The organism is Klebsiella sp. HMSC25G12 (assembly GCF_001807705.1).
Classification (GTDB): Bacteria; Pseudomonadota; Gammaproteobacteria; order Enterobacterales; family Enterobacteriaceae; genus Klebsiella; species Klebsiella variicola.
Genome location: NZ_KV789816.1, coordinates 1 through 23705, shown reverse-complemented (window position 1 = coordinate 23705; position 23705 = coordinate 1). Strand labels below are relative to the sequence as shown.

The 23705-nt window shown below is 57.4% G+C and carries 23 protein-coding genes; 14 read left to right on the top strand and 9 right to left on the bottom strand.

Going from position 1 to position 23705, the window contains the following annotated elements; all coding sequences use genetic code 11:
* The first annotated feature begins 170 nt into the window (after window positions 1-170).
* The 3 genes from HMPREF3096_RS04570 (at window position 171) to hslJ (ending at window position 2371) form a co-directional block, all read left to right on the top strand.
* Window positions 171-671 carry a DedA family protein gene (locus HMPREF3096_RS04570; protein WP_004204015.1) on the top strand — a complete coding sequence of 167 codons (501 nt, stop codon included), beginning with the start codon at window positions 171-173 and terminating at the stop codon, window positions 669-671.
* A gap of 147 nt (window positions 672-818) precedes the next feature.
* Window positions 819-1808: a 2-hydroxyacid dehydrogenase gene (locus HMPREF3096_RS04565; protein ID WP_008805143.1), complete on the top strand. Its 990-nt coding sequence runs from the start codon at window positions 819-821 to the stop codon at window positions 1806-1808.
* Window positions 1809-1930: 122 nt separating this feature from the next.
* On the top strand, window positions 1931-2371 hold the full coding sequence (hslJ, locus tag HMPREF3096_RS04560) for a heat shock protein HslJ (RefSeq protein ID WP_008805144.1): 441 nt from the start codon (window positions 1931-1933) through the stop codon (window positions 2369-2371).
* A 45-nt stretch (window positions 2372-2416) separates the two neighbouring features.
* Here the strand turns inward: hslJ and HMPREF3096_RS04555 are convergent, their stop codons facing one another.
* Window positions 2417-2680, bottom strand: coding sequence for a putative hemolysin (locus HMPREF3096_RS04555; protein WP_008805145.1), 264 nt, complete (start codon window positions 2678-2680; stop codon window positions 2417-2419).
* Window positions 2681-3042: 362 nt separating this feature from the next.
* Here HMPREF3096_RS04555 and nifJ point away from each other — a divergent pair, with 362 nt between their 5' ends.
* From nifJ to ttcA, 5 genes are all read left to right on the top strand, one after another.
* Window positions 3043-6570 carry a pyruvate:ferredoxin (flavodoxin) oxidoreductase gene (gene nifJ / locus HMPREF3096_RS04550; RefSeq protein WP_032730192.1) on the top strand — a complete coding sequence of 1176 codons (3528 nt, stop codon included), beginning with the start codon at window positions 3043-3045 and terminating at the stop codon, window positions 6568-6570.
* 358 nt (window positions 6571-6928) lie between these two features.
* A complete protein-coding gene (gene ompK37, locus HMPREF3096_RS04545) occupies window positions 6929-8053 on the top strand; it encodes a porin OmpK37 (protein WP_016160893.1) in 1125 nt (374 codons plus the stop codon).
* A gap of 142 nt (window positions 8054-8195) precedes the next feature.
* Window positions 8196-8408 carry a KTSC domain-containing protein gene (locus HMPREF3096_RS04540; RefSeq protein ID WP_008805148.1) on the top strand — a complete coding sequence of 71 codons (213 nt, stop codon included), beginning with the start codon at window positions 8196-8198 and terminating at the stop codon, window positions 8406-8408.
* An 82-nt stretch (window positions 8409-8490) separates the two neighbouring features.
* Window positions 8491-8925 carry a universal stress protein UspF gene (gene uspF, locus HMPREF3096_RS04535; protein ID WP_008805149.1) on the top strand — a complete coding sequence of 145 codons (435 nt, stop codon included), beginning with the start codon at window positions 8491-8493 and terminating at the stop codon, window positions 8923-8925.
* 231 nt (window positions 8926-9156) lie between these two features.
* Window positions 9157-10092, top strand: a complete 936-nt coding sequence (gene ttcA, locus HMPREF3096_RS04530; RefSeq protein ID WP_008805150.1) for a tRNA 2-thiocytidine(32) synthetase TtcA — start codon at window positions 9157-9159, stop codon at window positions 10090-10092.
* Window positions 10093-10137: 45 nt separating this feature from the next.
* On the opposite strand, the gene dbpA is transcribed toward ttcA, so the two are convergent.
* The 3 genes from dbpA to zntB form a co-directional block, all read right to left on the bottom strand.
* Window positions 10138-11514, bottom strand: a complete 1377-nt coding sequence (gene dbpA / locus HMPREF3096_RS04525; protein WP_032730190.1) for an ATP-dependent RNA helicase DbpA — start codon at window positions 11512-11514, stop codon at window positions 10138-10140.
* Window positions 11515-11528: 14 nt separating this feature from the next.
* Window positions 11529-11705 (bottom strand): proline-rich small protein YnaL, encoded by a 177-nt coding sequence (locus HMPREF3096_RS31740; RefSeq protein WP_369815850.1) that lies wholly within the window; start codon window positions 11703-11705, stop codon window positions 11529-11531.
* 334 nt (window positions 11706-12039) lie between these two features.
* Window positions 12040-13023, bottom strand: a complete 984-nt coding sequence (gene zntB / locus HMPREF3096_RS04520; RefSeq protein ID WP_008805152.1) for a zinc transporter ZntB — start codon at window positions 13021-13023, stop codon at window positions 12040-12042.
* Window positions 13024-13301: 278 nt separating this feature from the next.
* On the opposite strand from zntB, the gene HMPREF3096_RS04515 reads away from it, so the two are divergent.
* From HMPREF3096_RS04515 to HMPREF3096_RS04505, 3 genes are all read left to right on the top strand, one after another.
* Window positions 13302-14045 (top strand): DeoR/GlpR family DNA-binding transcription regulator, encoded by a 744-nt coding sequence (locus HMPREF3096_RS04515; protein ID WP_022066061.1) that lies wholly within the window; start codon window positions 13302-13304, stop codon window positions 14043-14045.
* A complete protein-coding gene (locus HMPREF3096_RS04510) occupies window positions 14008-15126 on the top strand; it encodes an oxidoreductase (RefSeq protein WP_048293454.1) in 1119 nt (372 codons plus the stop codon). Before HMPREF3096_RS04515 ends, HMPREF3096_RS04510 begins: the two co-directional genes overlap by 38 nt.
* A gap of 236 nt (window positions 15127-15362) precedes the next feature.
* Complete coding sequence (locus tag HMPREF3096_RS04505; protein ID WP_008805155.1) at window positions 15363-15557, top strand: hypothetical protein; 195 nt, start codon at window positions 15363-15365, stop codon at window positions 15555-15557.
* Window positions 15558-15672: 115 nt separating this feature from the next.
* Here HMPREF3096_RS04505 and HMPREF3096_RS04500 read toward each other — a convergent pair whose 3' ends face one another.
* A complete protein-coding gene (locus tag HMPREF3096_RS04500) occupies window positions 15673-16422 on the bottom strand; it encodes a hypothetical protein (RefSeq protein ID WP_008805156.1) in 750 nt (249 codons plus the stop codon).
* Window positions 16423-16657: 235 nt separating this feature from the next.
* The gene (locus HMPREF3096_RS04495; protein ID WP_008805157.1) at window positions 16658-18034 is read right to left on the bottom strand and encodes an amino acid permease; all 1377 of its coding nucleotides are present in this window, start codon (window positions 18032-18034) and stop codon (window positions 16658-16660) included.
* Between the two features lie 334 nt (window positions 18035-18368).
* On the opposite strand from HMPREF3096_RS04495, the gene HMPREF3096_RS04490 reads away from it, so the two are divergent.
* The 3 genes from HMPREF3096_RS04490 (at window position 18369) to HMPREF3096_RS04480 (ending at window position 20951) form a co-directional block, all read left to right on the top strand.
* On the top strand, window positions 18369-18848 hold the full coding sequence (locus HMPREF3096_RS04490) for an Lrp/AsnC family transcriptional regulator (protein ID WP_008805158.1): 480 nt from the start codon (window positions 18369-18371) through the stop codon (window positions 18846-18848).
* 250 nt (window positions 18849-19098) lie between these two features.
* Window positions 19099-19713, top strand: a complete 615-nt coding sequence (locus HMPREF3096_RS04485; protein ID WP_023322497.1) for a YitT family protein — start codon at window positions 19099-19101, stop codon at window positions 19711-19713.
* Window positions 19714-19751: 38 nt separating this feature from the next.
* Window positions 19752-20951, top strand: a complete 1200-nt coding sequence (locus tag HMPREF3096_RS04480) for an amino acid aminotransferase (RefSeq protein WP_032730187.1) — start codon at window positions 19752-19754, stop codon at window positions 20949-20951.
* A gap of 44 nt (window positions 20952-20995) precedes the next feature.
* Here the strand turns inward: HMPREF3096_RS04480 and HMPREF3096_RS04475 are convergent, their stop codons facing one another.
* From HMPREF3096_RS04475 to HMPREF3096_RS04465, 3 genes are read right to left on the bottom strand one after another with little or no spacing between them, the layout of a single operon-like run.
* Complete coding sequence (locus HMPREF3096_RS04475; RefSeq protein ID WP_004892563.1) at window positions 20996-21664, bottom strand: methionine ABC transporter permease; 669 nt, start codon at window positions 21662-21664, stop codon at window positions 20996-20998.
* Entirely contained in the window at window positions 21657-22670 is a 1014-nt protein-coding gene (locus HMPREF3096_RS04470) for a methionine ABC transporter ATP-binding protein (RefSeq protein WP_070544319.1), read from the bottom strand. Before HMPREF3096_RS04470 ends, HMPREF3096_RS04475 begins: the two co-directional genes overlap by 8 nt.
* A gap of 8 nt (window positions 22671-22678) precedes the next feature.
* The gene (locus tag HMPREF3096_RS04465) at window positions 22679-23485 is read right to left on the bottom strand and encodes a MetQ/NlpA family ABC transporter substrate-binding protein (protein WP_070544317.1); all 807 of its coding nucleotides are present in this window, start codon (window positions 23483-23485) and stop codon (window positions 22679-22681) included.
* Window positions 23486-23705: the final 220 nt, after the last annotated feature.

Below are 23705 nucleotides of genomic sequence, written 5' to 3'. Positions count from 1 at the left end.
CGAATGGCGCCCATTGTGACACGTTCGACCAGTGAGTGAAAGTTTGCGACCTGTTAAAGCATAGTTGCCAGCCGGACTCGCGGCGCGGCGATCGGCTGTCATCATTTAGCTTTTGTTTAAGCAGCGCCTGCCACACTCCAGCCAGACAGAAATGGCTTGCGGGAGAAACCGTGTCGTTAATTATCTCGCTCATTGAGAGCGCACAGGGCCACTATCCATTGGTATTACTAATGGTTTTCCTGCTCACCTTCACTAAATCCTGCGCGCTGGTGTCGCTGGCGATCCCGGGCACCTCCGGCCTGCTGCTGTTGGGGACATTCGCTTCCGCCAGCCTCGGTCATTTCCTGTTAATGTGGTCCAGCGCCAGCCTCGGCGCCATCGGCGGATTCTGGCTCTCGTGGTGGTTAGGCGTTCGCTATCGTCACCGCCTCACACAGTTACGCTGGCTCACCGCCGAGCGGCTGGCCCGCAGCCGACTCTTTTTTCAGCGCCGCGGGCTGTGGGCGGTCTTTTTCAGTCGCTTCCTCTCTCCCCTGCGCGCCACCCTGCCCCTGGTCAGCGGCGCCAGCGGCCTGCCGCTGTGGTCGTTTCAGCTAGCTAACGTCAGCTCCGGTCTGCTGTGGCCGTTTCTGCTGCTCTCCCCCGGCGCTTTAAGCCTCAGTTTGTGGTGAAAAAACTTTGTCTTTCAAAGAGATTCCGCAAATCCGCGATATGCTCTAGAATTAGCATAAGCACCTGACACTTAAACTATTTTTTAATAATTGTACGATTATTTTAAATATGCTACCGTGACGTTATAATCACTGGAGAAAAGTCTTATGAAAATCGCGGTTTACAGTACGAAGCAGTACGATAAAAAGTACCTGCAGCACGTGAATGATACCTACGGCTTTGAACTGGAATTCTTCGACTTCCTGCTGACAGCGAAGACCGCCAAAACCGCCAACGGTTGCGAAGCGGTGTGTATCTTCGTCAATGACGACGGCAGCCGCCCGGTGCTGGAAGAGCTGAAGGCCCACGGCGTGAAGTATATCGCTCTGCGCTGCGCCGGATTTAACAACGTCGACCTCGAGGCGGCAAAGGAGCTTGGCCTGCGCGTGGTCCGCGTCCCGGCGTACTCGCCGGAAGCCGTCGCTGAGCATGCGATCGGTATGATGATGTCGCTCAACCGTCGCATCCACCGCGCCTATCAGCGTACCCGTGATGCCAACTTCTCCCTCGAAGGCCTCACCGGTTTCACCATGTATGGTAAAACCGCCGGGGTGATCGGCACCGGGAAAATTGGCGTGGCGATGCTGCGGATCCTCAAAGGTTTCGGTATGCGCCTGCTGGCGTTCGACCCGTACCCAAGCGCCGCTGCGCTGGAGCTGGGGGTGGAATATGTCGACCTCGCTACACTGTACAAGGAGTCGGACGTGATCTCCCTGCACTGCCCGCTGACCGACGAAAACTACCATCTGCTCAATCGCGAGGCGTTTGACCAGATGAAGGACGGGGTGATGGTGATTAACACCAGCCGCGGCGCGCTGATCGACTCCCAGGCGGCCATCGACGCCCTGAAGCACCAGAAAATTGGCGCGCTGGGGCTGGATGTTTATGAGAACGAACGCGATCTGTTCTTTGAAGACAAATCCAACGATGTGATCCAGGACGACGTTTTCCGCCGCCTCTCCGCCTGCCACAACGTGCTGTTCACCGGCCACCAGGCGTTCCTCACCGCTGAGGCGCTGATCAGCATTTCGGAGACCACCCTGGGCAACCTGCAGCAGGTCGCTAACGGCGAAACCTGCCCGAACGCCATCGTCTGATTCCTTTCCCTTTTGTGCTCCTCTCCCGGGGGGAGCACATTCAGATAATCCCCACAGATCCCCGCTGCGATACCGTTACACTGGCTTGGTTTTATTAGTAATGTGAATGTTTTGGAGTGAAAATGAACAAATTGGCGGCGCTACTGGCGGCAGGTATGCTGTTGTCCGGCTGTGTCTATAACAGTAAGGTGTCCACCGGCGCGGAACAGCTGCAGCATCATCGCTTCGTGCTGACCAGCGTCAACGGCCAGGCGGTCAACGCCGGCGACCGGCCGCTGGAGCTGAGCTTCGGCGAGAAGATGGCTATTACGGGCAAGATGTATGTTTCGGGCAATATGTGCAACGGTTTTAGCGGGGAAGGCAAGGTGTCGGACGGCGAGCTGAAGGTGAAGTCGCTGGCGATGACCCGGATGCTGTGCCACGATGCCCAGCTTAATACCCTTGACGCGACGATCGGCAAGATGTTGCGCGAAGGCGCGCAGGTCGATCTGACGGAAAACCAGTTGACGCTGGCGACCGCCGACCAGACGCTGGTCTATAAGCTCGCCGACCTGATGCATTAGCCGGCCTTGAGGTGCCGCTGACGCTGCCCCGCGATGGGGCCGCCGTTAGTAGCCGCAGCTGCCGCCCGCCAGCGCCTGCTCGCTGCAGCGTTTGCCGTTCGGCAGCGCGCACATGCCAATCGCCGAACCATCGAGCTGACGAGCCACCGATAACGAGCCGCCTATCATGGCGCAGTTGGCCTGACCGGCGTCGCTCATCGCCGCCCGCATGCCTGGCGTGACGTGCGCCGCCGTGGCCTGCTGAACGGGTTCACTACTGCACGCCGACAGCAACAGCGCCGCACAACCAACTAATATCGCAGCTCGCATTCTCTCTCCCCTCGGAAACGTCTTAAAAAAGCAAACCCCAGAATAATAGGCAGCGTGGCGGGTGGCGTCGAGGGGGGAAGTACGTATTTATGCGCCTCATTAACATTTTCTAGCAAATTTTCGCCGAAAGCTTGATCTGCTCCGGCCTGGTCGCCGGGCGCACGTGACTCGACACTCGGCAGGAAGCCATTTTCTCCGCGAACCATGCAAAATATTGATCTGGTCACGGGTGGCCGGCGCATTGAGGACACAAATGCAAAAATGGCCGCGCCAACGGTTTGCTAAACTACCCCTTATATAATTACAGGGCGCGTCGCGGTTTCACGTGTCCATTCTTTTGCGCAATGTAAGGGTGTCTTCATATGATTACGATTGATGGTAATGGCGCGGTCGCTTCCGTCGCGTTTCGCACCAGTGAAGTTATCGCCATCTACCCGATCACGCCCAGTTCAACGATGGCGGAACAGGCTGACGCCTGGGCCGGCAATGGGCTGAAAAACGTCTGGGGCGATGTTCCCCGGGTAGTCGAAATGCAGTCGGAGGCAGGCGCCATTGGCGCCGTACATGGCGCGCTGCAGACCGGCGCCCTCTCCACCTCCTTTACCTCATCGCAGGGTCTGCTGCTGATGATCCCCACGCTGTACAAACTGGCCGGCCAGCTGATGCCGTTTGTGCTGCACGTCGCCGCCCGCACCGTCGCCACCCACGCGCTATCGATCTTCGGCGATCATTCCGATGTGATGGCCGTGCGGCAGACCGGTTGCGCCATGCTGTGCGCCAGCAGCGTCCAGGAGGCGCAGGATTTTGCGCTGATCTCGCATATCGCCACCCTGCAAAGCCGGGTGCCGTTTATTCATTTCTTTGATGGCTTCCGCACCTCGCACGAAATCAACAAAATCGCCCCGCTGGCGGATGACACCATTCGCGCCCTGCTACCGCAGGATAAAATCGCCGAGCATCGCCAGCGCGCGCTCAATCCGGAACACCCGGTGATCCGCGGAACCTCGGCCAACCCCGACACTTACTTCCAGTCCCGGGAGGCCACCAATCCGTGGTACGACGCGGTCTATGACCATGTTGAGACGGCGATGAACGACTTCGCCGCCGCCACCGGCCGTCAGTACAAACCGTTTGAGTTTTACGGCCACCCGCAGGCAGAGCGCGTGATCGTCATTATGGGTTCGGCCATCGGTACCTGCGAAGAGGTGGTTGATGAACTGCTGAGCCGCGGCGAGAAAGTCGGCGTGCTGAAAGTGCGCCTCTATCGCCCGTTCTCCGCCGCCCACCTGCTGGCAGCGCTGCCGGAAAGCGCCCGGGCGGTAGCGGTGCTCGATCGCACCAAAGAGCCTGGCGCGCTTGCCGAGCCGCTGTATCTCGATGTGATGACCGCCCTGGCGGAAGCCTTTAACCGCGGCGAGCGCGAGACGCTGCCGCGCACCATCGGCGGCCGCTATGGCCTCTCCTCCAAGGAGTTCGGCCCGGAATGCGTGCTGGCGGTATTTAGTGAACTGCAGTCCGCTCAGCCGAAGCCACGCTTTACCGTCGGTATCTATGATGACGTGACCAATCTGTCGCTGCCGCTGGGAGAAAATACCCTGCCCGCAGAGGCCAAGCTCGAGGCCCTGTTCTACGGTCTCGGCAGCGATGGCAGCGTGTCAGCCACCAAAAACAACATCAAAATCATCGGCAACTCGACCCCGTGGTTCTCACAGGGCTATTTTGTCTATGACTCGAAGAAAGCGGGCGGCCTCACCGTCTCGCATCTGCGCGTCAGCGAAAAACCGATTCGTTCTTCGTATCTGATTTCGCAGGCTGATTTCGTCGGCTGCCACCAGCTACAGTTTATCGATAAATACCAGATGGCCGAGCGGCTGAAGCCCGGCGGTATTTTCCTGCTCAACACGCCGTACAGCGCCGATGAGGTCTGGTCTCGCCTGCCGCAGGAAGTCCAGGCCACCCTGAATCAGAAAAAAGCGCGTTTTTACGTGGTCAACGCGGCGAAAATCGCCCGCGAGTGCAGCCTCGGCGCGCGCATTAATACCGTGATGCAGATGGCGTTCTTCCATCTCACCCGCATCCTGCCGGGCGACAGCGCGCTGGCGGAACTGCAGGCAGCCATCGCCAAAAGCTACAGCAGCAAAGGCCAGGAGCTGGTGGAACGCAACTGGCAGGCGCTGGCCCTGGCCCGGGAATCGCTGGCGGAAGTGCCGCTCCAGCCAGTGAACGCCAGCAGTCCGAACCGCCCGCCGGTGGTCTCCGACGCCGCGCCGGATTTCGTCAAAACGGTCACCGCCGCGATGCTGGCCGGCCTCGGCGATGCGCTGCCGGTCTCCGCCCTGCCGCCGGACGGCACCTGGCCCATGGGCACCACGCGCTGGGAGAAACGCAATATCGCCGAAGAGATCCCCATCTGGAAGGAAGCGCTGTGTACGCAGTGCAACCACTGCGTCGCCGCCTGCCCGCACTCGGCGATCCGCGCCAAAGTGGTCGCGCCGGAAGAGATGGAGAACGCCCCTGCCAGTCTGCACTCGCTGGACGTCAAATCCCGCGATATGCGCGGACAAAAATACGTTCTGCAGGTCGCCCCGGAAGACTGCACTGGCTGCAACCTGTGCGTTGAAGTGTGCCCGGCGAAAGATCGCCAGAACCCGGAGATCAAGGCTATCAATATGATGTCGCGCCTGGAGCATGTGGAAGAGGAGAAGGTCAATTACGATTACTTCCTCAACCTGCCGGAAATCGACCGCACAAAACTGGAGCGGATAGATATTCGCACCTCGCAGCTGATCAGCCCGCTGTTTGAATACTCCGGTGCCTGCTCCGGCTGTGGCGAAACGCCGTATATCAAACTGCTGACCCAGCTGTATGGCGATCGGATGTTGATTGCCAATGCTACCGGCTGCTCCTCCATTTACGGCGGCAACCTGCCCTCGACGCCGTATACGACCGACGCCAACGGCCGCGGCCCGGCATGGGCCAACTCGCTGTTTGAGGATAACGCTGAATTCGGGCTCGGCTTCCGCTTAACCGTCGACCAGCACCGTCAGCGCGTGATGCGCCTGCTGAGCGAATTTGCCGACAAACTGCCGGCAGAGTTGAACGCGGCGCTGCATGCCGAGGCGACGCCGGAAGTACGCCGCGAACAGGTGGCGGCCCTGCGCCAGGCGCTGGCCGGCGTGGACGGCGCTGAAGAGCTGCTGACCGATGCTGACGCGCTGGTGGAGAAATCCGTCTGGCTGATCGGCGGCGACGGCTGGGCCTACGATATTGGCTTCGGCGGTCTGGATCATGTGCTGAGCCTGACGGAAAACGTCAACATTCTGGTGCTGGATACCCAGTGTTACTCCAATACCGGCGGCCAGGCGTCAAAAGCCACCCCGCTGGGGGCGGTCACCAAGTTTGGCGAACACGGTAAACGCAAGGCGCGCAAAGATCTGGGCGTCAGCATGATGATGTACGGTCATGTCTATGTGGCGCAGATTTCGCTGGGCGCGCAGCTGAACCAGACGGTGAAAGCGATTCAGGAAGCGGAAGCCTATCCGGGACCGTCGCTGATCATCGCCTACAGTCCTTGCGAAGAGCACGGCTACGATCTGGCGCTCAGCCACGATCAGATGCGTCAGCTGACCGCCACTGGATTCTGGCCGCTCTACCGCTTCGACCCGCGTCGCGCCGACGAAGGCAAACTGCCGCTGGCGCTGGATTCTCGTCCGCCGTCCGACGCGCTGGCCGAGACGCTGCTCAACGAGCAACGCTTCCGTCGCCTGAACGCCCAGCAGCCGGAGGTGGCGGAGCAGTTGTGGAAAGACGCCGCCGCCGATCTGCAGAAACGGTATGATTTCCTCGCCCAGCTGGCCGGCAAAGCGGAGAAATCACCGAGCGAAGGCTAAGGTTATTTTCCATCCTGCAGCCATAAAAAAAGCCCGAACATGTTGTTCGGGCTTGTCGTTTTACCGATAAACAAAATCATTCCGCAGAATGAGACGGCAACAATAAATAATTGGCATGACAATAAAGGCATATAACGTGCGAATAATACGTGATTACCCTGGGCATGTATAATTTTTATTTTGTATATTATCCACGGATATATTCAGCATAATTATCACCATTTCTTTGGTATTATTTATTTTAGATTTTACTTATATCGTAACAATTGAGTCTTACCATATCTCAGACCGCTCCTTTAGCATGAGTTCACTTCCTTCCCGGAAGCTAAAACATAAAAACAGTTAAAGGAATTTCTTCATGAAAAGAAAAGTACTGGCCCTCGTTATTCCGGCTTTATTAGCCGCCGGTGCCGCCCATGCGGCGGAAATTTATAATAAAGACGGAAATAAATTAGATCTCTATGGCAAGGTAGACGGTCTGCACTATTTCTCCAGCGATTCGAAAAAAGACGGCGATCAAACTTATTTGCGTTTCGGCTTTAAAGGCGAAACCCAGATCAACGATATGCTTACCGGCTATGGTCAGTGGGAATATAACGTTCAGGCCAACAATACCGAGAGCTCCAGCGATCAGGCCTGGACCCGTCTGGCATTCGCGGGTATCAAAGTGGGTGATTACGGCTCCTTCGACTACGGTCGTAACTACGGCGTGCTGTACGACGTCGAAGGCTGGACCGATATGCTGCCGGAGTTCGGCGGCGACTCCTACACCTATGCGGATAACTTTATGGCAGGCCGCGCCAACGGCGTCGCGACCTACCGCAACAGCGATTTCTTTGGCCTGGTGGAGGGTCTGAACTTTGCCCTGCAGTATCAGGGTAAAAACGAAGGTCAGAACGCGCAGGATATCAACGTCGGCACCAATAACCGCAGCAGCGACAGCGATGTTCGCTTCGACAATGGCGATGGCTTCGGTCTCTCCACCTCTTATGACTTCGGCATGGGCATCAGCGCGGCAGCGGCCTACACCTCTTCTGACCGTACCAACGATCAGATGACCCAGACCAATGCCCGCGGCGATAAAGCCGAAGCCTGGACCGCCGGCCTGAAGTACGACGCCAACGATATCTACCTGGCGACCATGTACTCAGAAACCCGCAATATGACCCCGTACGGCAATGACGGCGTGGCCAATAAAACGCAAAACTTCGAAGTCACCGCGCAGTATCAGTTCGACTTCGGCCTGCGTCCGGCCATCTCCTACCTGCAGTCCAAAGGCAAAGATCTCTATAATAACGGCCGCTACGCCGATAAAGATCTGGTCAAATATATGGACGTTGGCGCTACCTATTACTTCAACCGTAATATGTCTACCTACGTTGATTACAAAATCAACCTGCTGGATGACAACGACAGCTTCTACAAAGACAACGGTATCTCTACCGACAACATCGTCGCCCTGGGCCTGGTTTACCAGTTCTGATGCGCCAGCCCGCCGGTTCCGGCGGGCTTCTTCCTCCCGCCGTACAGTAGATAAAACAAAACAATATATCCCGCTGGTTAAAATAGCCGTCCATTTAGTGATATAGTCGTGCTCAGTCAGTGCTTGCCCGAGGACGTCCACCATGCATCATCACCCGGTAAAATCATCCCGAATTATCTCTGTCGCCTACGATGACGCCTCCGCCACACTGGAAATCTATTTTTATCACCAGCCGCCGTTGCAATATACCGGCGTGCCACCGCGTATTTTCCGCGATTTTTTACAGGTGGTGTCAAAAGGACGATTTTATGACGGCGTGATCAAAGGGAAATTCCCCGAACGCAAGCCACGTTAATGTCAAAGTGTGACCACGGTCATGATACAATACGTGCTCTAATGCCGTACAATGTGAGGGGATACTTAAACAGGAGGTTTTTATGAGCAGAATGATTCTTGTCCCTATCGATATCTCTGATAAAGAATTTACTGAACGCATTATCAGTCACGTTGAATCGGAAGCACGGATTGACGACGCCGAGGTCCATTTCCTCTCCGTGATCCCTTCCCTGCCCTATTATGCCTCACTGGGAATGGCTTACACCGCTGAACTGCCGGGTATGGATGAGCTGCGCGAAGGAACGGAAACGCAGCTTAAAGAGATCGCCAAACAATTTTCCATCCCGGAAGATCGGATGCATTTTCACGTCGCCGAAGGGTCGCCAAAAGATAAGATCCTCGCGCTGGCCAAGTCGCTACCCGCCGACCTGGTGATCATCGCGTCGCACCGGCCAGATATCACCACCTATCTGCTGGGCTCCAACGCCGCCGCGGTGGTCCGCCACGCCGAGTGCTCAGTCCTGGTGGTGCGTTAACGCCACAGCCCGCCGCCCGGCGGGCTTTTTATTTCCGCTTACACCGCCTCCGCCTGCCTGCCCGCAGCGGAAAGTGCCGGAAAGATGCTGACATTCTGCCCCTGAATCCGTACCATACACGCCACGGTTGTCTGTCAGACCTCATTAATTGCTACGCGCCAGCGCCACGTTGTCCAGGCTGGCAGAACGCGTGCTCTTCTGATGCCACACTATGAATTGAGCCACTATTACATGCTGCAAAATCAAGAAATCAGTAAAAAAGAAAAGTACAACATCGATAAGCTGCAGAAACGTCTGCGCCGCAACGTCGGTGAGGCGATTGCCGACTTCAATATGATTGAAGAGGGCGACCGCATTATGGTTTGTCTTTCTGGCGGCAAGGACAGCTATACCATGCTGGAGATCCTGCGTAATCTGCAGAAAAGCGCGCCCATCTCCTTCTCGCTGGTGGCGGTGAACCTCGATCAGAAACAGCCTGGGTTCCCGGAGCATATTCTGCCGGCGTATCTTGAGCAGCTGGGCGTGGAATACAAGATTGTCGAAGAGAATACCTACGGCATCGTCAAAGAGAAGATCCCGGAAGGGAAAACCACCTGTTCGCTGTGCTCTCGCCTGCGTCGCGGTATCCTCTACCGTACTGCCACCGAGCTCGGGGCGACCAAGATCGCCCTCGGCCATCATCGCGATGACATCCTGCAGACGCTGTTCCTGAATATGTTCTACGGCGGAAAAATGAAAGGGATGCCGCCGAAGCTAATGAGCGACGACGGCAAACACATCGTCATCCGCCCGCTGGCGTACTGCCGCGAAAAGGATATCGAGCGCTTCTCCCAGGCCAAAGGCTTCCCGATTATTCCGTGCAACCTGTGCGGTTCGCAGCCAAATCTGCAGCGTCAGGTGATCGCCGATATGCTCCGCGACTGGGATAAGCGTTATCCTGGGCGCATTGAAACCATGTTCAGCGCGATGCAGAACGTGGTGCCTTCACATCTGAGCGATGTCAATCTGTTTGATTTTAAAGGCATCACCCACGGCTCCGAGGTGGTGGACGGTGGCGATCTGGCGTTTGACCGGGAAGAGATTCCCCTGCAGCCCGCCGGCTGGCAGCCGGAAGAAGAAGACGCCCGTCTCGATGAACTGCGTCTGAACGTGGTGGAAGTGAAGTAACCCTCACGCGTCTCAGGCAGCCGCCTGAGACGCACTAACCTGCCCTTACTTCAGCAGTCGAACGCGGCAGGCTTTGCCCTTAATCTTGCCATTTTGTAACTGCTTATACGCCTTCTGCGCCATACTCTGGCGGATCGCCACATAGACATGAGCCGGATGGACGGTAATTTTGCCGATATCGGCGCCATCAAAACCCATATCCCCGGTCAGGGCTCCCAGCACATCTCCCGGGCGCATTTTCGCCTTTTTACCGCCGTCGATACACAGCGTGGCCATCTCCGCCGTCAGCGGCGCGATGGTGGTGTTGCCCGTCGGCGCCGGCAGCCAGTTCAGGGAAAGCTGCAGCATGTCGGCCAGGATAGTGGCGCGTTGCGCCTCTTCCGGCGCGCAGAAGCTGATGGCCAGCCCTTGTTCGCCGGCGCGGGCGGTACGGCCGATGCGGTGAACATGCACCTCCGGATCCCAGGCCAGCTCGAAGTTCACCACCAGCGCGAGAGATTTGATGTCGAGGCCGCGGGCGGCGACGTCGGTCGCCACCAGAACCCGGACGCTGCCGTTAGCGAAGCGCACCAGCGTCTGATCGCGGTCGCGCTGCTCGAGATCACCATGCAGCGACAAGGCGCTCTGCCCGGCGGCGTTGAGCGCATCGCAGACCGCCTGGCAATCGCGTTTGGTGTTGCAGAACACCACACAGGATGCGGGCTGATGCTGGCTGAGCAGGCGTTGCAGCAGGGCAATCTTACCGTGGCGGGAAACTTCAAAGAACTGCTGCTCAATCGCCGGGAGCGCATCGACAGTGTCGATCTCAATTGTCTGCGGATTGCGCTGTACCCGGCCGCTGATCGCCGCGATTGCCGCGGGCCAGGTGGCGGAAAACAGCAGGGTCTGCCGGTCAGCCGGCGCGAAGCGGATCACCTCGTCGATGGCGTCGCTGAAGCCCATATCGAGCATGCGGTCCGCTTCATCCATCACCAGGGTCTGCAACGCGTCAAGGGAGACCGTCCCCTTCTGCAGATGATCGAGCAGACGGCCCGGGGTGGCGACGATGATATGCGGGGCGTGCTGGAGTGAATCTCGCTGGGCGCCAAAGGGCTGCCCGCCGCAGAGCATCAGAATCTTGATGTTCGGCAGGCAGCGCGCCAGGCGACGCAGCTCGCCGGCAACCTGATCGGCCAGCTCGCGGGTCGGACACAGGACCAGCGACTGGGTTTCAAAGCGCGCCGGATCGATATGCTGCAGCAGACCCAGCCCAAATGCGGCCGTTTTTCCGCTGCCGGTTTTTGCCTGCACGCGCACATCTTTCCCCGCAAGGATCGCCGGCAGGGCGGCGGCCTGAACCGGGGTCATCGACAGATAACCCAGCTCATTAAGGTTGGCTAATTGGGCGGCAGGTAAAACAGTCAGGGTAGAAAAAGCGGTCACAATGTATTCTCGTATTAAAGGACGGACAATCTGCAGGCGCGTATCCTCGCAGATCTCCGCGCCTGATGCGACAATTTAATCGGCTCTTCGTCAGGCGGCGGATCGGGCTGCGGCTGCGGACGCGGTCGTGGGTCGGGTAAAGGAGCCGGATCGTTCGGCTCGGGTGAGATGGGGATAGACTGGGCTCTCAGCCCTGAAGCGTAATGCATAGAGGCCTCCCGGAGAGTAATACGGGCGTACCCGCAGGCTTAACGGCCTGAAGACCGTCGGGTGTCTTAGTAAGCGTAGAAGCTGGTCCGGAGAGCGCAAAAAAAAAGCCGACTCAACAAAGTCGGCGTCGTACGAATCAATTGTGCTATGCAGTAATTCAAAAAAGGAAGTAAGACAATATGGAGCGCAACGCCCATCGCTTGACGTTGCATTCACCTGCGAGAGAGATATTGCCCTGAATGGGTAGGTGGTTTATTGATTTCGCTCAAACATTGCCGGGTTTTCCCGGCAATGCGGCCGCTAAAAGGCGATTCTTTACAACCATTTACTGCGATGTAACCACCACGCAACACCACCGATGACAACAACTAACATCAGGCAGAAGAGGCTAAACCCCAGATGCCAGCTGTTTCCCGGGATCCCGCCAAGGTTGACGCCGAACAGGCCGGTTAAAAAGGTGCTGGGCAGAAACACCATCGCCATCAACGACATCGTGTAGGTCCGCCGCGCCAGCGACTCCTGCATAATCTGGGCGATCTCGTCGCTCATGATCGCCGTCCGGGCGATACAGCTGTCGATCTCATCCAGACCGCGCCCCAGCCGCTCAGCGATATCCTGCATCCGCCGCCGCTGATCGTCACTCATCCACGGCAGCCGCTCGCTGGCCAGTCGGGCGTAAACGTCGCGCTGCGGCGCCATATAGCGGCGCATCACAATCAGTTGCTTACGCAGCAGCGCGAGAAAACCCCGCGGTGGCACCTGTTGGTCAAGCAGGTCATCTTCCAGGTCGATAATGCGGTCGTGCAGCTGTTCGATAAACTCGCTGGCATGATCGGTCAGCGCATCGCAGACTTCCACCAGCCAGCTGCCGCCGTCCGTCGGGCCATTGCCCTCCTTCAGGTCACCCAGCACATCGTCCAGCGCCAGCACCTTGCGCTGACGGGTGGAGACGATCAGCCGCTCGTCCATATACAGACGCATCGCCACCAGCTGGTCGGGACGCTCATCAGTACTGCCGTTAATGCAGCGCAGGGTAATCAGCGCCCCGTCGCCGATCCGCGTCACCCGTGGCCGGGTGCTCTCTCCCGCCAGGGCGTCACGCACGTTATTGGGCAGCAACGGGGTGGCCGCCAGCCAGTCGGCGCTGTCGCTGTGGGTATAATTCAGATGCAGCCAGCAGGGCTTGTCTTTGTCGATAATATCGTTATCGGTGAGCGGCTTCACGCCCCCCTGCCCGTCGAGCACCCACGCGAAGATCGCGTCCGGTATTTGCAACTCCGAGCCTTTAATCGCGTCCACTCAACCTCCGTTAATCCATACCTGTCACATTGCGCGCACTCTCTATAAGGTACGCGAAAGCGCGCTTTTTCGCTTTTTATTGCCCGGTAAGTAGGGCTAATAGCTTCATTAAAAAGCGCTTTCGCCCCGGGTCGCGCTGCACTCCTCATTTAACGTTAAAGCGTAGTGAAATCAAGTTCTTCCCGTTTTGCCGATCTCAATGCGTCTTTTTGCGGTTTATTTTGCCACTCATTGCTGTATTATGCTGTTTATTGCGTTAATTTGCGGAGTCGCTTGCCATGCATAAGCTCGCCAGACAAAAACACATCCTCGACAGGCTGAGTGAAAACGGCCAGCTAAGCATCAGCGAACTGGTCGAAGGGCTACAGGTCTCCGCCGATACCATTCGCCGGGATCTGAGCGAGCTGGAAAAACAGGGTGTCCTGCAGAAAAGCCACGGCGGCGCCATCGCTCTTAACGTCCCGGCGATGACCCGCCAGGGTCGAAACGCCCTGCTCCCCCAGACCAAGCAGCGCCTGGGTCACCAGGTCGCCGCGCGCATCCCCCTCGGCTCGACGCTGTTTCTCGACGCCGGAAGCACGGTGCTGGCGGTCGCCGCTCAGCTTAAAGGGCCGATGACCGTGATCACGCCTTCGCTGGATATCGCCCAGCTGTTTAGCGACCGTACCGATATCCAGCTGATCCTGCTTGGCGGCCAGTGGGACAGTGAACAGCGGCTGTTCGCCGGCAGCGCTACGCTGTCGCTGGTCGCCCGCTACCGGGCCGACATCGCCATTCTCGGCGCCTGCGCGCTTCATGCCGGGCTGGGGCTGAGCGCCAGCCAGGAGGCCGATGCTGACGTGAAGCGCGCCATGCTGGCCGCCAGCGCAGAGCACTGGCTGGTGGCAGACCATACCAAAGTCAACCATTGCGAGCCGTGGCTGGTGGCCGGGCTCAGCGATATTCACCATCTTTTTCTTGATCGTCCCTGGGCTGAGCTGGGGGATGACCCCGCCCTCTCTGTACACATTGCTGACGCTTAACCGCGTGGAGAACCTGATGAGTAACAACACAATAAATATCGCCCTGATTGGCTATGGCTTCGTCGGTAAGACCTTCCACGCGCCGCTTATCCGTTCAGTGCCGGGTCTGAATCTGGCGTTCGTCGCCTCGCGCGATGAAGAGAAAGTCAAACGCGACCTGCCGGATGTCACGGTCATCGCTTTCCCGGAGGCAGCGGTTCAGCATCCGGATGTCGATCTGGTGGTCATCGCCTCCCCCAACGCCACCCACGCGCCGCTGGCCCGCCTGGCGCTGAACGCCGGCAAGCATGTGGTGGTGGATAAACCTTTTACCCTCGATATGCAGGAAGCCCGGGAGCTGATCGCCCTGGCTGAGGAGAGACAGCGCCTGCTCTCGGTCTTCCATAACCGCCGGTGGGACAGCGACTACCTGGGGATCCGTCAGGTCATTGAGCAGGGCGCCATTGGCACGGTGAAACACTTCGAGTCGCATTTTGACCGCTTCCGTCCGGAAGTCCGCGTCCGCTGGCGTGAGCAGAACGTCCCGGGCAGTGGTTTATGGTTCGATCTGGGGCCCCACCTGATCGACCAGGCGCTGCAGCTGTTTGGTTTGCCGCAGTCGGTACAAGGCAATATCGCCACCCTGCGCGACGGCGCGGAGATCAACGACTGGGCGCATGTGGTATTAAACTACCCGGCGCATAAAGCGATCCTGCACTGCAGCATGCTGGTCGCGGGCGGCTCCTCGCGCTTCACCGTGCACGGCGATAAAGGCAGCGTGATCAAAGCGCGGGCCGACCAGCAGGAGAGCCAGTTGCTGGCGGGCGTGGAGCCGGGAAGTGCCGGCTGGGGTCAGGATGATGACAAGCTGGTGATCTATGACGCCTCGCTGCAGACCCACTCTCAGGCCACTCCGCAGGGCGATCAGCGCCAGTACTATATGCAGATCCGCGACGCGCTGAACGGTCAGATCGCCAATCCGGTGCCGCCGGTTGAAGCGCTGGCGGTAATGGCCGTTCTGGAAGCGGCGGTGCGCGCTGCAGAAAGCGGCATGGTGCAGACCCTGGACCTGACCGACGACGAGCGCAACGCGCTGCGCTAATCCTGCCTGCTCTCCGGTTATCTGCGCATCCCGCAGGTAACCGGTTCCTCCGTTCCATTTCAGAAAAAATCACTACTCGTCCGCAATCTAACCCTCTTTTATCCTGCTTTATAGCGCAAAGCACCGCTGGAAATTTCAGCCAATTGGGAGGAGGATAGAGAGCAGATCGATCGTGATGAGAAAAGGGTTGCTGACGCTGTGGACGCGGCGACCGCATTAATGGACAGGAGAAGCTCATGTACTACACGTTAGGAGATACCACTCTCCATTTTTATCGCTATCAGTGCAAATTTTACGTCGCCCACTGGGACGGGGGTAACGTGATGGACGAGAAATTTAAACCGTTTATCGAACAGATCACTGAGAAGACCGGGCTGGATGCGAAACGCGTCGAGACCGCCGCGCGCGATTATTTTACCAACGTGGATTAACATGCAACCTGGTGTTGTAGGGCGTGGGTGCAGGCTGGTGCGATGAACACGCATGCTAACCCACGCTTTCGCCGCCAGGTGTTTCTCTCCTGGCGGCTTCCCTTCCCCGTCGGCCTTAAACCGTGGACAGTTTGGCCAGAATGGCGGCGAAGGCATCATTAACGTTATCGCCGGCGAGCAGTTTTTTACGCAACGTGAAGCTTCTGCCGCTGGAACGGATCCGTAGCCGAACTTTTGCATCATTATTCCCGCGCTCAGCCAGCACAACGTCACCTAACGGAATAACGTAGGTATCGGCATAGAGCCCCGGTGTAAATATCATCGACTCGCCGCTCACGCCAATCACCACCCGATTCTGCAGACGATAGCCATTGCACAGCGCAACAATGCCGGCGGCAATAAATACCCCGCCAATACCCATGCCAATCATTAAGATAATAATGCCGGCGATGAGCGCCAACGCCCCCTGCGGATAAAAACCGGATGCATTAAAGGTTAATAGCTGGTGATTATCGTCGCGGCCCATCGCCCCGGTTGTTGACCGCCACGGGGTAAAACCGGCGTTAATCCGCGTTTGAAAGCTGAACATACAGCCAACCAGAAAGATCATGCTGGCGGGCACCATCACGATACCGCCAATAAATGCCAGCACGATGGCCAGATAAGGATAGCGGCCCGACAACATAATACTGACGGCCTGAACCACCACGGCGATAAACAGAGCGAGCACCAGCCAGGACCACATGCTGTCCGCCCGATGATGAAAGTTCAGCTGTCCTTCATCGAGTAATAAATTTCGCGCGACAAAACAGATAATAATATTGACGAACAGGCCTATCCAGACCAGTTTATGAACATGCTTCATCCCATACTCCATTATGTATTTTACTATTCCATTCGGTGGCATTATAAAATAAACCTGAATGCCGTCGGGATATTATCAAAGCGCCACGCAAGATCAATAAAAAGCATGTTCATGTCATCTATTCCCAGATTAACATGTCCGGTTATCATTTATAGGAATTATAAAATCCACTAGAAGTATTGACGTTATTTTCACGATGAGAATATCACCCTGCCGCCCGGCAGGGTGTTGGCGATTAACCTTCTTTCATCGCCACCAGCGCCGGGGCGCTTTTCTTCCGCAGCAGATAGCCTGCGGCGAGGATCAGCAGCCATACCGGGATCAGGCAGACGGAGATGCGGATGTCGGGAGTCAGATACATCACCACGAGGATCCCGGCGAGAAACAGCAGGCACAGCCAGTTAGTCAGGGGATAGCCGAGGCTTTGGAAGGCCGTTACCTTCCCGGCCCGCTGCATAGCGCGACGAAACTTGAGATGGGTGATGCAGATCATCGCCCAGTTAATCACCAGGGCCGCCACCACCAGCGCCATCAGCAGGCCAAACGCTTTACCAGGCATCACATAGTTAATCACCACGCAAAGCGCCGTGGCGACGGCAGATACCGCCAGCGCGGTCAACGGGATCCCCCGGCGGTTAACCCGCAGCAGCGCCCGCGGAGCATTGCCCTGCTGAGCCAGGCCGAACAGCATCCGGCTGTTGCAGTACACACAGCTGTTGTAGACCGACAGCGCGGCGGTGAGCACCACCAGATTGAGAGCGTTGGCCACAATATTGCTGTCAATGGCATGAAAGATCAGCACAAAGGGGCTACCCCCCTCCACGACGTTACGCCAGGGATAGAGTGACAGCAGGACCGCCAGCGACCCCACATAAAACAGCAGAATACGGTAGATCACCTGGTTGGTGGCTTTGGGAATGGTTTTATGCGGTTCGTCGGCTTCCGCCGCGGTGATCCCCACCAGCTCAAGCCCGCCGAAGGAGAACATGATTACCGCCATCGCCATTACTAAGCCCGTGATACCGTTAGGGAAAAATCCCCCGTCCTGCCACAGGTTGGCCACCGTCGCCGCCGGGCCGCCGTGGCCGCTAAATAACAGATAGCTGCCAAAGGCGATCATGCTGATGATGGCGGCCACTTTGACAATCGAGAACCAAAACTCCAGCTCGCCATACACTTTGACATTCGTCAGGTTGATGGCGTTGATCGCCACGAAGAAGATCGCCGCCGACAGCCAGGCGGGTACTTCCGGCCACCAGTACTGAATATAGATCCCCACCGCCGTCAGCTCCGCCATGCTCACCAGCACATACAACACCCAGTAATTCCAGCCGGACATAAACCCGGCGAAAGGCCCCCAGTAGCGGTTGGCGAAATGGCTGAACGACCCCGCCACCGGCTCCTCTACCACCATCTCGCCAAGTTGTCGCATGATGAAGAAGGCGATCGCTCCGGCGATGGCGTAGCCCAGCAGGACCGAGGGGCCTGCCATACGGATCGTCTGCGCGATACCTAAAAACAGTCCGGTGCCGACCGCGCCCCCGAGGGCGATCAACTGGATGTGGCGGTTTTTTAACCCACGTTTTAACTGATGCTCTTGCTGCGTTGTCATCTCTGACCTGCCCCTGTCTGTAAAAAAGTCACCTTCGGCGATAGCAACTTTCAGGCCAGGGCGCAGCATCCCGCCATAAGAGCAAGAGCAATATATTGAATTTTATTAAAATATTATTTATCCGTCTGCTCTGGGGCGTGAGTCATGCGCCGCCAGGCCAAACATAACGCGCAATAAACCGCCTGAAATCGCACATATCATGAGAAAAATAGCCTCCTCATGCATAAAGCTGACCCGTTTTGGTGCGCCGACGTCGTCGCCCTGTCGTCAGACTTCACGGCGGGCAAAAAGCTGTTAGGCTGTTAACCACTCTGACGTTCCATTAGTGGCCACCATGTACAACATCGATGACTATGATTTGAAAATTCTCACCCTGCTGCAGGCCAATGGCCGTTTGACCAATCAGGAACTGAGCGATCTCATCGGCCTGTCCGCCTCCCAGTGTTCACGGCGCCGCATCGCCCTTGAACAGGCGCAGCTTATCCTCGGCTATCACGCGCGGCTGGCGCCGGATGCTGCCGGACAGGAAATGCTGGGTCTGATAGAAGTGCGCTTGCTGAATCACACCCCGCAATGCGTGGAGAGCTTTCACCAGATGCTCAGTGAAGTGGACGCCATCCTGGACGCCTGGAAAACCACCGGCGACGCCGATTATCTGCTGCGGGTGACGGTCCCGGACCTGCCCGGTCTGAGCCATTTGATCAGCCATATTCTGGCGCAAAACAAAGGGGTCGCCCACCTGAAAACCGCGGTGATACTCAACCGCCTTAAAGAGAATGGCCAGCTGATGCCGGGCCCGGATCCGCTGCGCTGAATCAGGGCATGATGCCCTGCGCTGGTGCAAACGCAGGGTTAGTTAATGCATCACATCGTGATAATTTGCACGGTTTGCGCAATGGATTGCAGAAAATCGCATGACTTGTGCAATTTTCTCTTTTCGGCATAACAATACGTTAGGCTGAATAGCGTCTGTTTTTTCCGCAAACGATCGCCCGGCCCTCTCCTCTGGTGCGATTTTTGCAAATAAGGACTTATCCTTGTTAACGAAAAGATAGTGCTTATTTATGGATAATATCCTTTCCCCTGAAAAACTGACCCACACCTGGCTGGAGGATACCCTGGCGCTGCTGTTCGGCACGCTGATGATCTCCTTTGGCATTATTTTATTTCGCCAGGCCGGCGCCCTGACCGGCGGAACGGCAGGTATGGCCTTTCTGATCCACTATGCCACCCACCTGCCGTTTGGCGTGGTCTTCTTCGTCATTAACCTGCCTTTCTATTGGCTCTCCGTCCGGCGGATGGGCGCCGCCTTCACGCTGAAAACCTTCTGCGCGGTCGGACTGGTGTCCCTGTTCTCTGACCTGCACGGTTACTTTATCCATGTCGATCGCCTGAACCCCTATTACGCCACTCTCTTCGGCAACATCATGGTCGGCATTGGCTTTGTGGTGCTGTTTCGCCATAAAGCGAGCCTCGGCGGCGTTAATATTCTGGCCCTCTATCTGCAGGACAAAAGTGGCATCCGCGCCGGTAAATTCCAGATGGTGGTTGACGCCTGCATCGTCACCGCCTCGCTGTGGGTAGTGAGCTTGCCGATGCTGCTGGTCTCTATCCTCGGCGCCGTAGTTTTGAATTCGATTATCGCCATGAACCACCGTCCCGGACGCTACGCGGTGTAATGGCTTCACCTTTGACGGTCATTTCAGGAGTAACCACTGTGTTTCAGAACGTTGACGCCTATGCGGGCGATCCTATCCTGTCGCTGATGGAAGCCTTTCAACAGGATCCCCGGGCAGACAAAGTTAACCTCAGCATCGGGCTGTACTATAACGAGCAGGCCATTATTCCCCAGCTGGAGGCGGTCCGTCAGGCCGCTGACCGGCTGCAGAGTCAGCAGCAAAAGGCCAGCCTTTATCTGCCGATGGAGGGGCTGGCGCCCTATCGCCGTGCGGTCCAGACCCTGCTGTTTGGCGACAATCATCCGGCGTTGCGTGCCGGACGCATCGCCACCATCCAGACGCTGGGGGGCTCCGGCGCGCTGAAGGTGGGCGCTGATTTCCTCAAGCGCTACTTCCCCGACTCCGCGGTCTGGGTCAGCGATCCAACCTGGGAGAACCACGTTGCCATCTTTGCCGGCGCCGGCTTTGAGGTACATACCTATCCCTGGTTCGACAGCGCCACCCGCGGGGTGAATTTCCCCGCTATGCTCGCCGCCCTCCAGCAACTGCCGCCGCGCAGCATTGTGCTGCTTCACCCTTGCTGCCATAACCCGACGGGGGCCGATCTCACCCGCGAGCAGTGGGATCGCGTGATTGAGGTGCTGATCGGCAGGGAGCTGATCCCATTCCTTGATATCGCCTACCAGGGCTTCGGCCGCGGACTGGACGAGGATGCCTATGCCATTCGCGCCATCGCCAGCGCCGGGCTGACGGCGCTGGTCAGCAACTCGTTTTCCAAGATATTTTCGCTGTATGGCGAGCGGGTTGGCGGCCTGTCAGTGGTCTGCGACAATGCCGATATCGCCGGGCGCGTGCTGGGCCAGCTGAAAGCCACCGTGCGGCGCAACTACTCCAGCCCGCCGGGGTTTGGCGCCCAGGTGGTATCGCAGGTGCTCAACGCTCCCGCGCTGAACGCCTTGTGGCAGGAAGAAGTGGAAGCCATGCGCACCCGCATCAGCGCCATGCGCGTCGCGCTGGTGACGGCCCTGCAGGCCGCCCAGCCGGAGGGTGATTTTTCCTATCTGCTGACCCAGCGCGGCATGTTCAGTTATACCGGCTTTAGCACCCGGCAGGTGGTCATCCTGCGTGAAGAGTACGGCATTTACCTGATCGCCAGCGGTCGGGTCTGCGTGGCCGGGCTCAACCACGGTAATATTGCGCGAGTCGCCCATGCCTTTGCCGCGGTCTCCACGCGCTAAGCCGCTGTCCCGCGAACCGCGGTTACCCCGCGGCGGGACGACGGTTATTCGCGACGCAGTCGGCGAGCCAGGCGGGTGCCCAGCGTCTGAATGAGCTGGACAATCACAATCAGCACCAGGGCGGTGGTGAGGGTGGCAAAGGCGTCGAAGCGCTGATAGCCATAGGTGATCGCCAGGTCGCCAATTCCGCCGCCGCCCACCGTTCCTGCCATGGCGGTCGCACCAAGCAGGCCGATGGTCGCCGTGGTAAGGGCCAGAATCAGCGACGCTGCCGCCTCCGGCAGCATAAAATGCCAGACCGTCTGCAGGGGGGTCGCGCCCATCGCATCCGCTGCTTCGAGGATCCCCTCATCCACCTCCAGCAGTGAGCTCTCCACCAGCCGGGCAATGTAGGGGGCGACAAAAACGATCAGCGGCACGATGGCCCCCGCGGTGCCGATAGTGGTGCCCACCAGCAGTCGGGTAAAGGGCAGGATCACAATCAGCAAAATGATAAACGGCAGCGAACGCAGCACGTTAATCAGCGGATTCAGCGCCTGATGCACCACCGGGTTGGCCACGATGCCGCCGGGACGGCAAACCACCAGCACAATCCCTAACGGTACGCCGATCAGCGCGCCAAAGCCCAGCGAGACGGCGACCATAATCAGCGTGTCATGCAGCGCCAGCAGAAACTGATCGCCGGTAATGGCGGTATCAATAAGATCAAACATGGGTGATTTTCACTCCTGCATCGGCCAGATGGGTGATGGCGCGGTCGGTTTCGTCAGGCTCGCCGAGGAGTTGCACAATCATAAATCCCAGAATCCGGCCCTGAACTTCAGACATGCTGGCAAACAGGATATTCACCTCGACAGCATACTCGCGGATCAGGTGGTTAATGATCGGCTGCTGCGCCGTCGCGCCGATAAATTCGAGGCGTATAGCCCGGGCGCCGTTATCGCGCTGCAGGAGCGACGCCACCCGCTGCGGCAGACGATCGTGCACCACCGACTGCACGAAACTGGCCGTTACCGGATGCTGCGGCTGGGCAAAGAGGTCGAAAACCGTCCCCTGCTCAACGATACGGCCCGCCTGCATCACCGCCACCTTGTGACAGATTTTCTGGATCACCGACATCTCATGGGTGATCAGTACGATGGTGATGCCATAGCGGCGATTAATCTCCTGCAAGAGCAGTAAGATCTGCACCGTGGTGTGGGGATCGAGCGCCGAGGTGGCTTCATCGCACAGCAGTACCGACGGGTTGGTGGCCAGCGCCCGGGCAATACCGACCCGCTGCTTTTGTCCACCCGACAGCTCATTAGGGTAGCTGTGGATTTTGTCGCTCAGATCGACGAACGCCAGCAGTTCCGCCACCCGCGCCTGGATAAAGGCCATGTCGCGGCCTTGTAAAATCAGCGGGATGGCGATGTTATGGAAAACGGTTTTCGAATTCAGCAGATTAAAATTCTGAAAGATCATGCCGATATCTTTTTTGATGGCCTGCAGGCGCTGGCCGCTGCAGGCCTGTAGCGGCTCGCCGTTTAACAGCACCTCGCCCTCGCCAGGCGTTTCCAGACGATTAATCAGCCGTAATAAGGTGCTTTTTCCTGCCCCGCTGTAGCCAATAATGCCGAAAATATCGCCTCGTTCAATGCTGAGATTAATATCCTGCAGGGCCAGAACCGGATGTCCTTTCCTGGAAAAGCTTTTACTGACGTGGCGAAACTCTATCATCGCGTTATTCATTTTAAATAATCAGGAAGCAGGTAACCATCATACTGCGGATGGCTGAGAATATATTTTTTGAAATCGGCAGAGTGGTAGCCATCGATAATATCTTTGGCAAACTGCGCCTTCTGATTTTTACCGGCGACGGTCACGACATTAATAAAATGGCTGGTGGCTGCCTCCAGCTTTAATGCCGAGGTCAGGGACATACCGCTGGAGACGGCGAAATTGCCCTGAATCAGGCCATAGTCGACGTCCGGCAGAGCGCTAACCTGCTGGGCATTATCCATCTCTTTAAGGACAATTTTGTACGGATTGTCAACGATATTGCGCTGCGAAAAAGTGGCGGGGTCGCTGTCCGGTTTGACCTTCACCCAGCCCAGACTCTGTAACACTAGCACCGCGCGATATTCGTTCGACGGCTGGTTCGGTACCGACACGACGGTCCCTGCCGCCGGCGTCCCCAGGGTGGTCAGTTTACCGCCGTACAGCCCCATCGGCGGCGTGGGGACCTGCACAATGCCCACGTTATCGATCCCCAGCCGCTCATTAATTGCTTTCAGATATACCGGATGCTGCATAATATTCGCTTCGATATCCCCGCGGGCTACCGCGTCATTCACCTGAATACCGTCGCTGAAATCCTTATATTCGATTTTATACCCTTTACTCAATAAATAGGGCGCGACGCCTTTCTCAAATTGCTCTTTATACGGCCCGGGGTTAAAGCCGACGCGAATAAGATGTTCGTCGGCGGCGGCATAAAAAGAGGTGGCCGACAACAGGGCGAGAGTCATCCCGAGCGCAACTGACTTGTTCATAAGGTATTTTCCTGGAAGGTTGGCGATATTGAGCGATTAAATCACAGCCGACTGTGGGTTGTAAGCCAGAACGCCGGATTTCCTTTTGCTAATTCCTCATTAACTTTTGCTATATCGACATATCCTAAAAACAAGAATCCTTTGCGTTTTTTGTTATTTAGCCAGGCGCAATAAATCCCTTAAAGATGGCTCATGTACAGAACCTTAAGCGGCAAGCGAA

Coding starts and splice junctions, on each gene's coding strand:
- HMPREF3096_RS04565 (WP_008805143.1), top strand. CDS start 819: ATGAAAATCGCGGTTTACAGTACGAAGCAGTACGATAAAAAGTACCTG.
- hslJ (WP_008805144.1), top strand. CDS start 1,931: ATGAACAAATTGGCGGCGCTACTGGCGGCAGGTATGCTGTTGTCCGGC.
- HMPREF3096_RS04555 (WP_008805145.1), bottom strand. CDS start 2,680: ATGCGAGCTGCGATATTAGTTGGTTGTGCGGCGCTGTTGCTGTCGGCG.
- nifJ (WP_032730192.1), top strand. CDS start 3,043: ATGATTACGATTGATGGTAATGGCGCGGTCGCTTCCGTCGCGTTTCGC.
- ompK37 (WP_016160893.1), top strand. CDS start 6,929: ATGAAAAGAAAAGTACTGGCCCTCGTTATTCCGGCTTTATTAGCCGCC.
- HMPREF3096_RS04540 (WP_008805148.1), top strand. CDS start 8,196: ATGCATCATCACCCGGTAAAATCATCCCGAATTATCTCTGTCGCCTAC.
- uspF (WP_008805149.1), top strand. CDS start 8,491: ATGAGCAGAATGATTCTTGTCCCTATCGATATCTCTGATAAAGAATTT.
- ttcA (WP_008805150.1), top strand. CDS start 9,157: ATGCTGCAAAATCAAGAAATCAGTAAAAAAGAAAAGTACAACATCGAT.
- HMPREF3096_RS04515 (WP_022066061.1), top strand. CDS start 13,302: ATGCATAAGCTCGCCAGACAAAAACACATCCTCGACAGGCTGAGTGAA.
- HMPREF3096_RS04510 (WP_048293454.1), top strand. CDS start 14,008: ATGACCCCGCCCTCTCTGTACACATTGCTGACGCTTAACCGCGTGGAG.
- HMPREF3096_RS04505 (WP_008805155.1), top strand. CDS start 15,363: ATGTACTACACGTTAGGAGATACCACTCTCCATTTTTATCGCTATCAG.
- HMPREF3096_RS04500 (WP_008805156.1), bottom strand. CDS start 16,422: ATGAAGCATGTTCATAAACTGGTCTGGATAGGCCTGTTCGTCAATATT.
- HMPREF3096_RS04495 (WP_008805157.1), bottom strand. CDS start 18,034: ATGACAACGCAGCAAGAGCATCAGTTAAAACGTGGGTTAAAAAACCGC.
- HMPREF3096_RS04490 (WP_008805158.1), top strand. CDS start 18,369: ATGTACAACATCGATGACTATGATTTGAAAATTCTCACCCTGCTGCAG.
- HMPREF3096_RS04485 (WP_023322497.1), top strand. CDS start 19,099: ATGGATAATATCCTTTCCCCTGAAAAACTGACCCACACCTGGCTGGAG.
- HMPREF3096_RS04475 (WP_004892563.1), bottom strand. CDS start 21,664: ATGTTTGATCTTATTGATACCGCCATTACCGGCGATCAGTTTCTGCTG.
- HMPREF3096_RS04470 (WP_070544319.1), bottom strand. CDS start 22,670: ATGATAGAGTTTCGCCACGTCAGTAAAAGCTTTTCCAGGAAAGGACAT.
- HMPREF3096_RS04465 (WP_070544317.1), bottom strand. CDS start 23,485: ATGAACAAGTCAGTTGCGCTCGGGATGACTCTCGCCCTGTTGTCGGCC.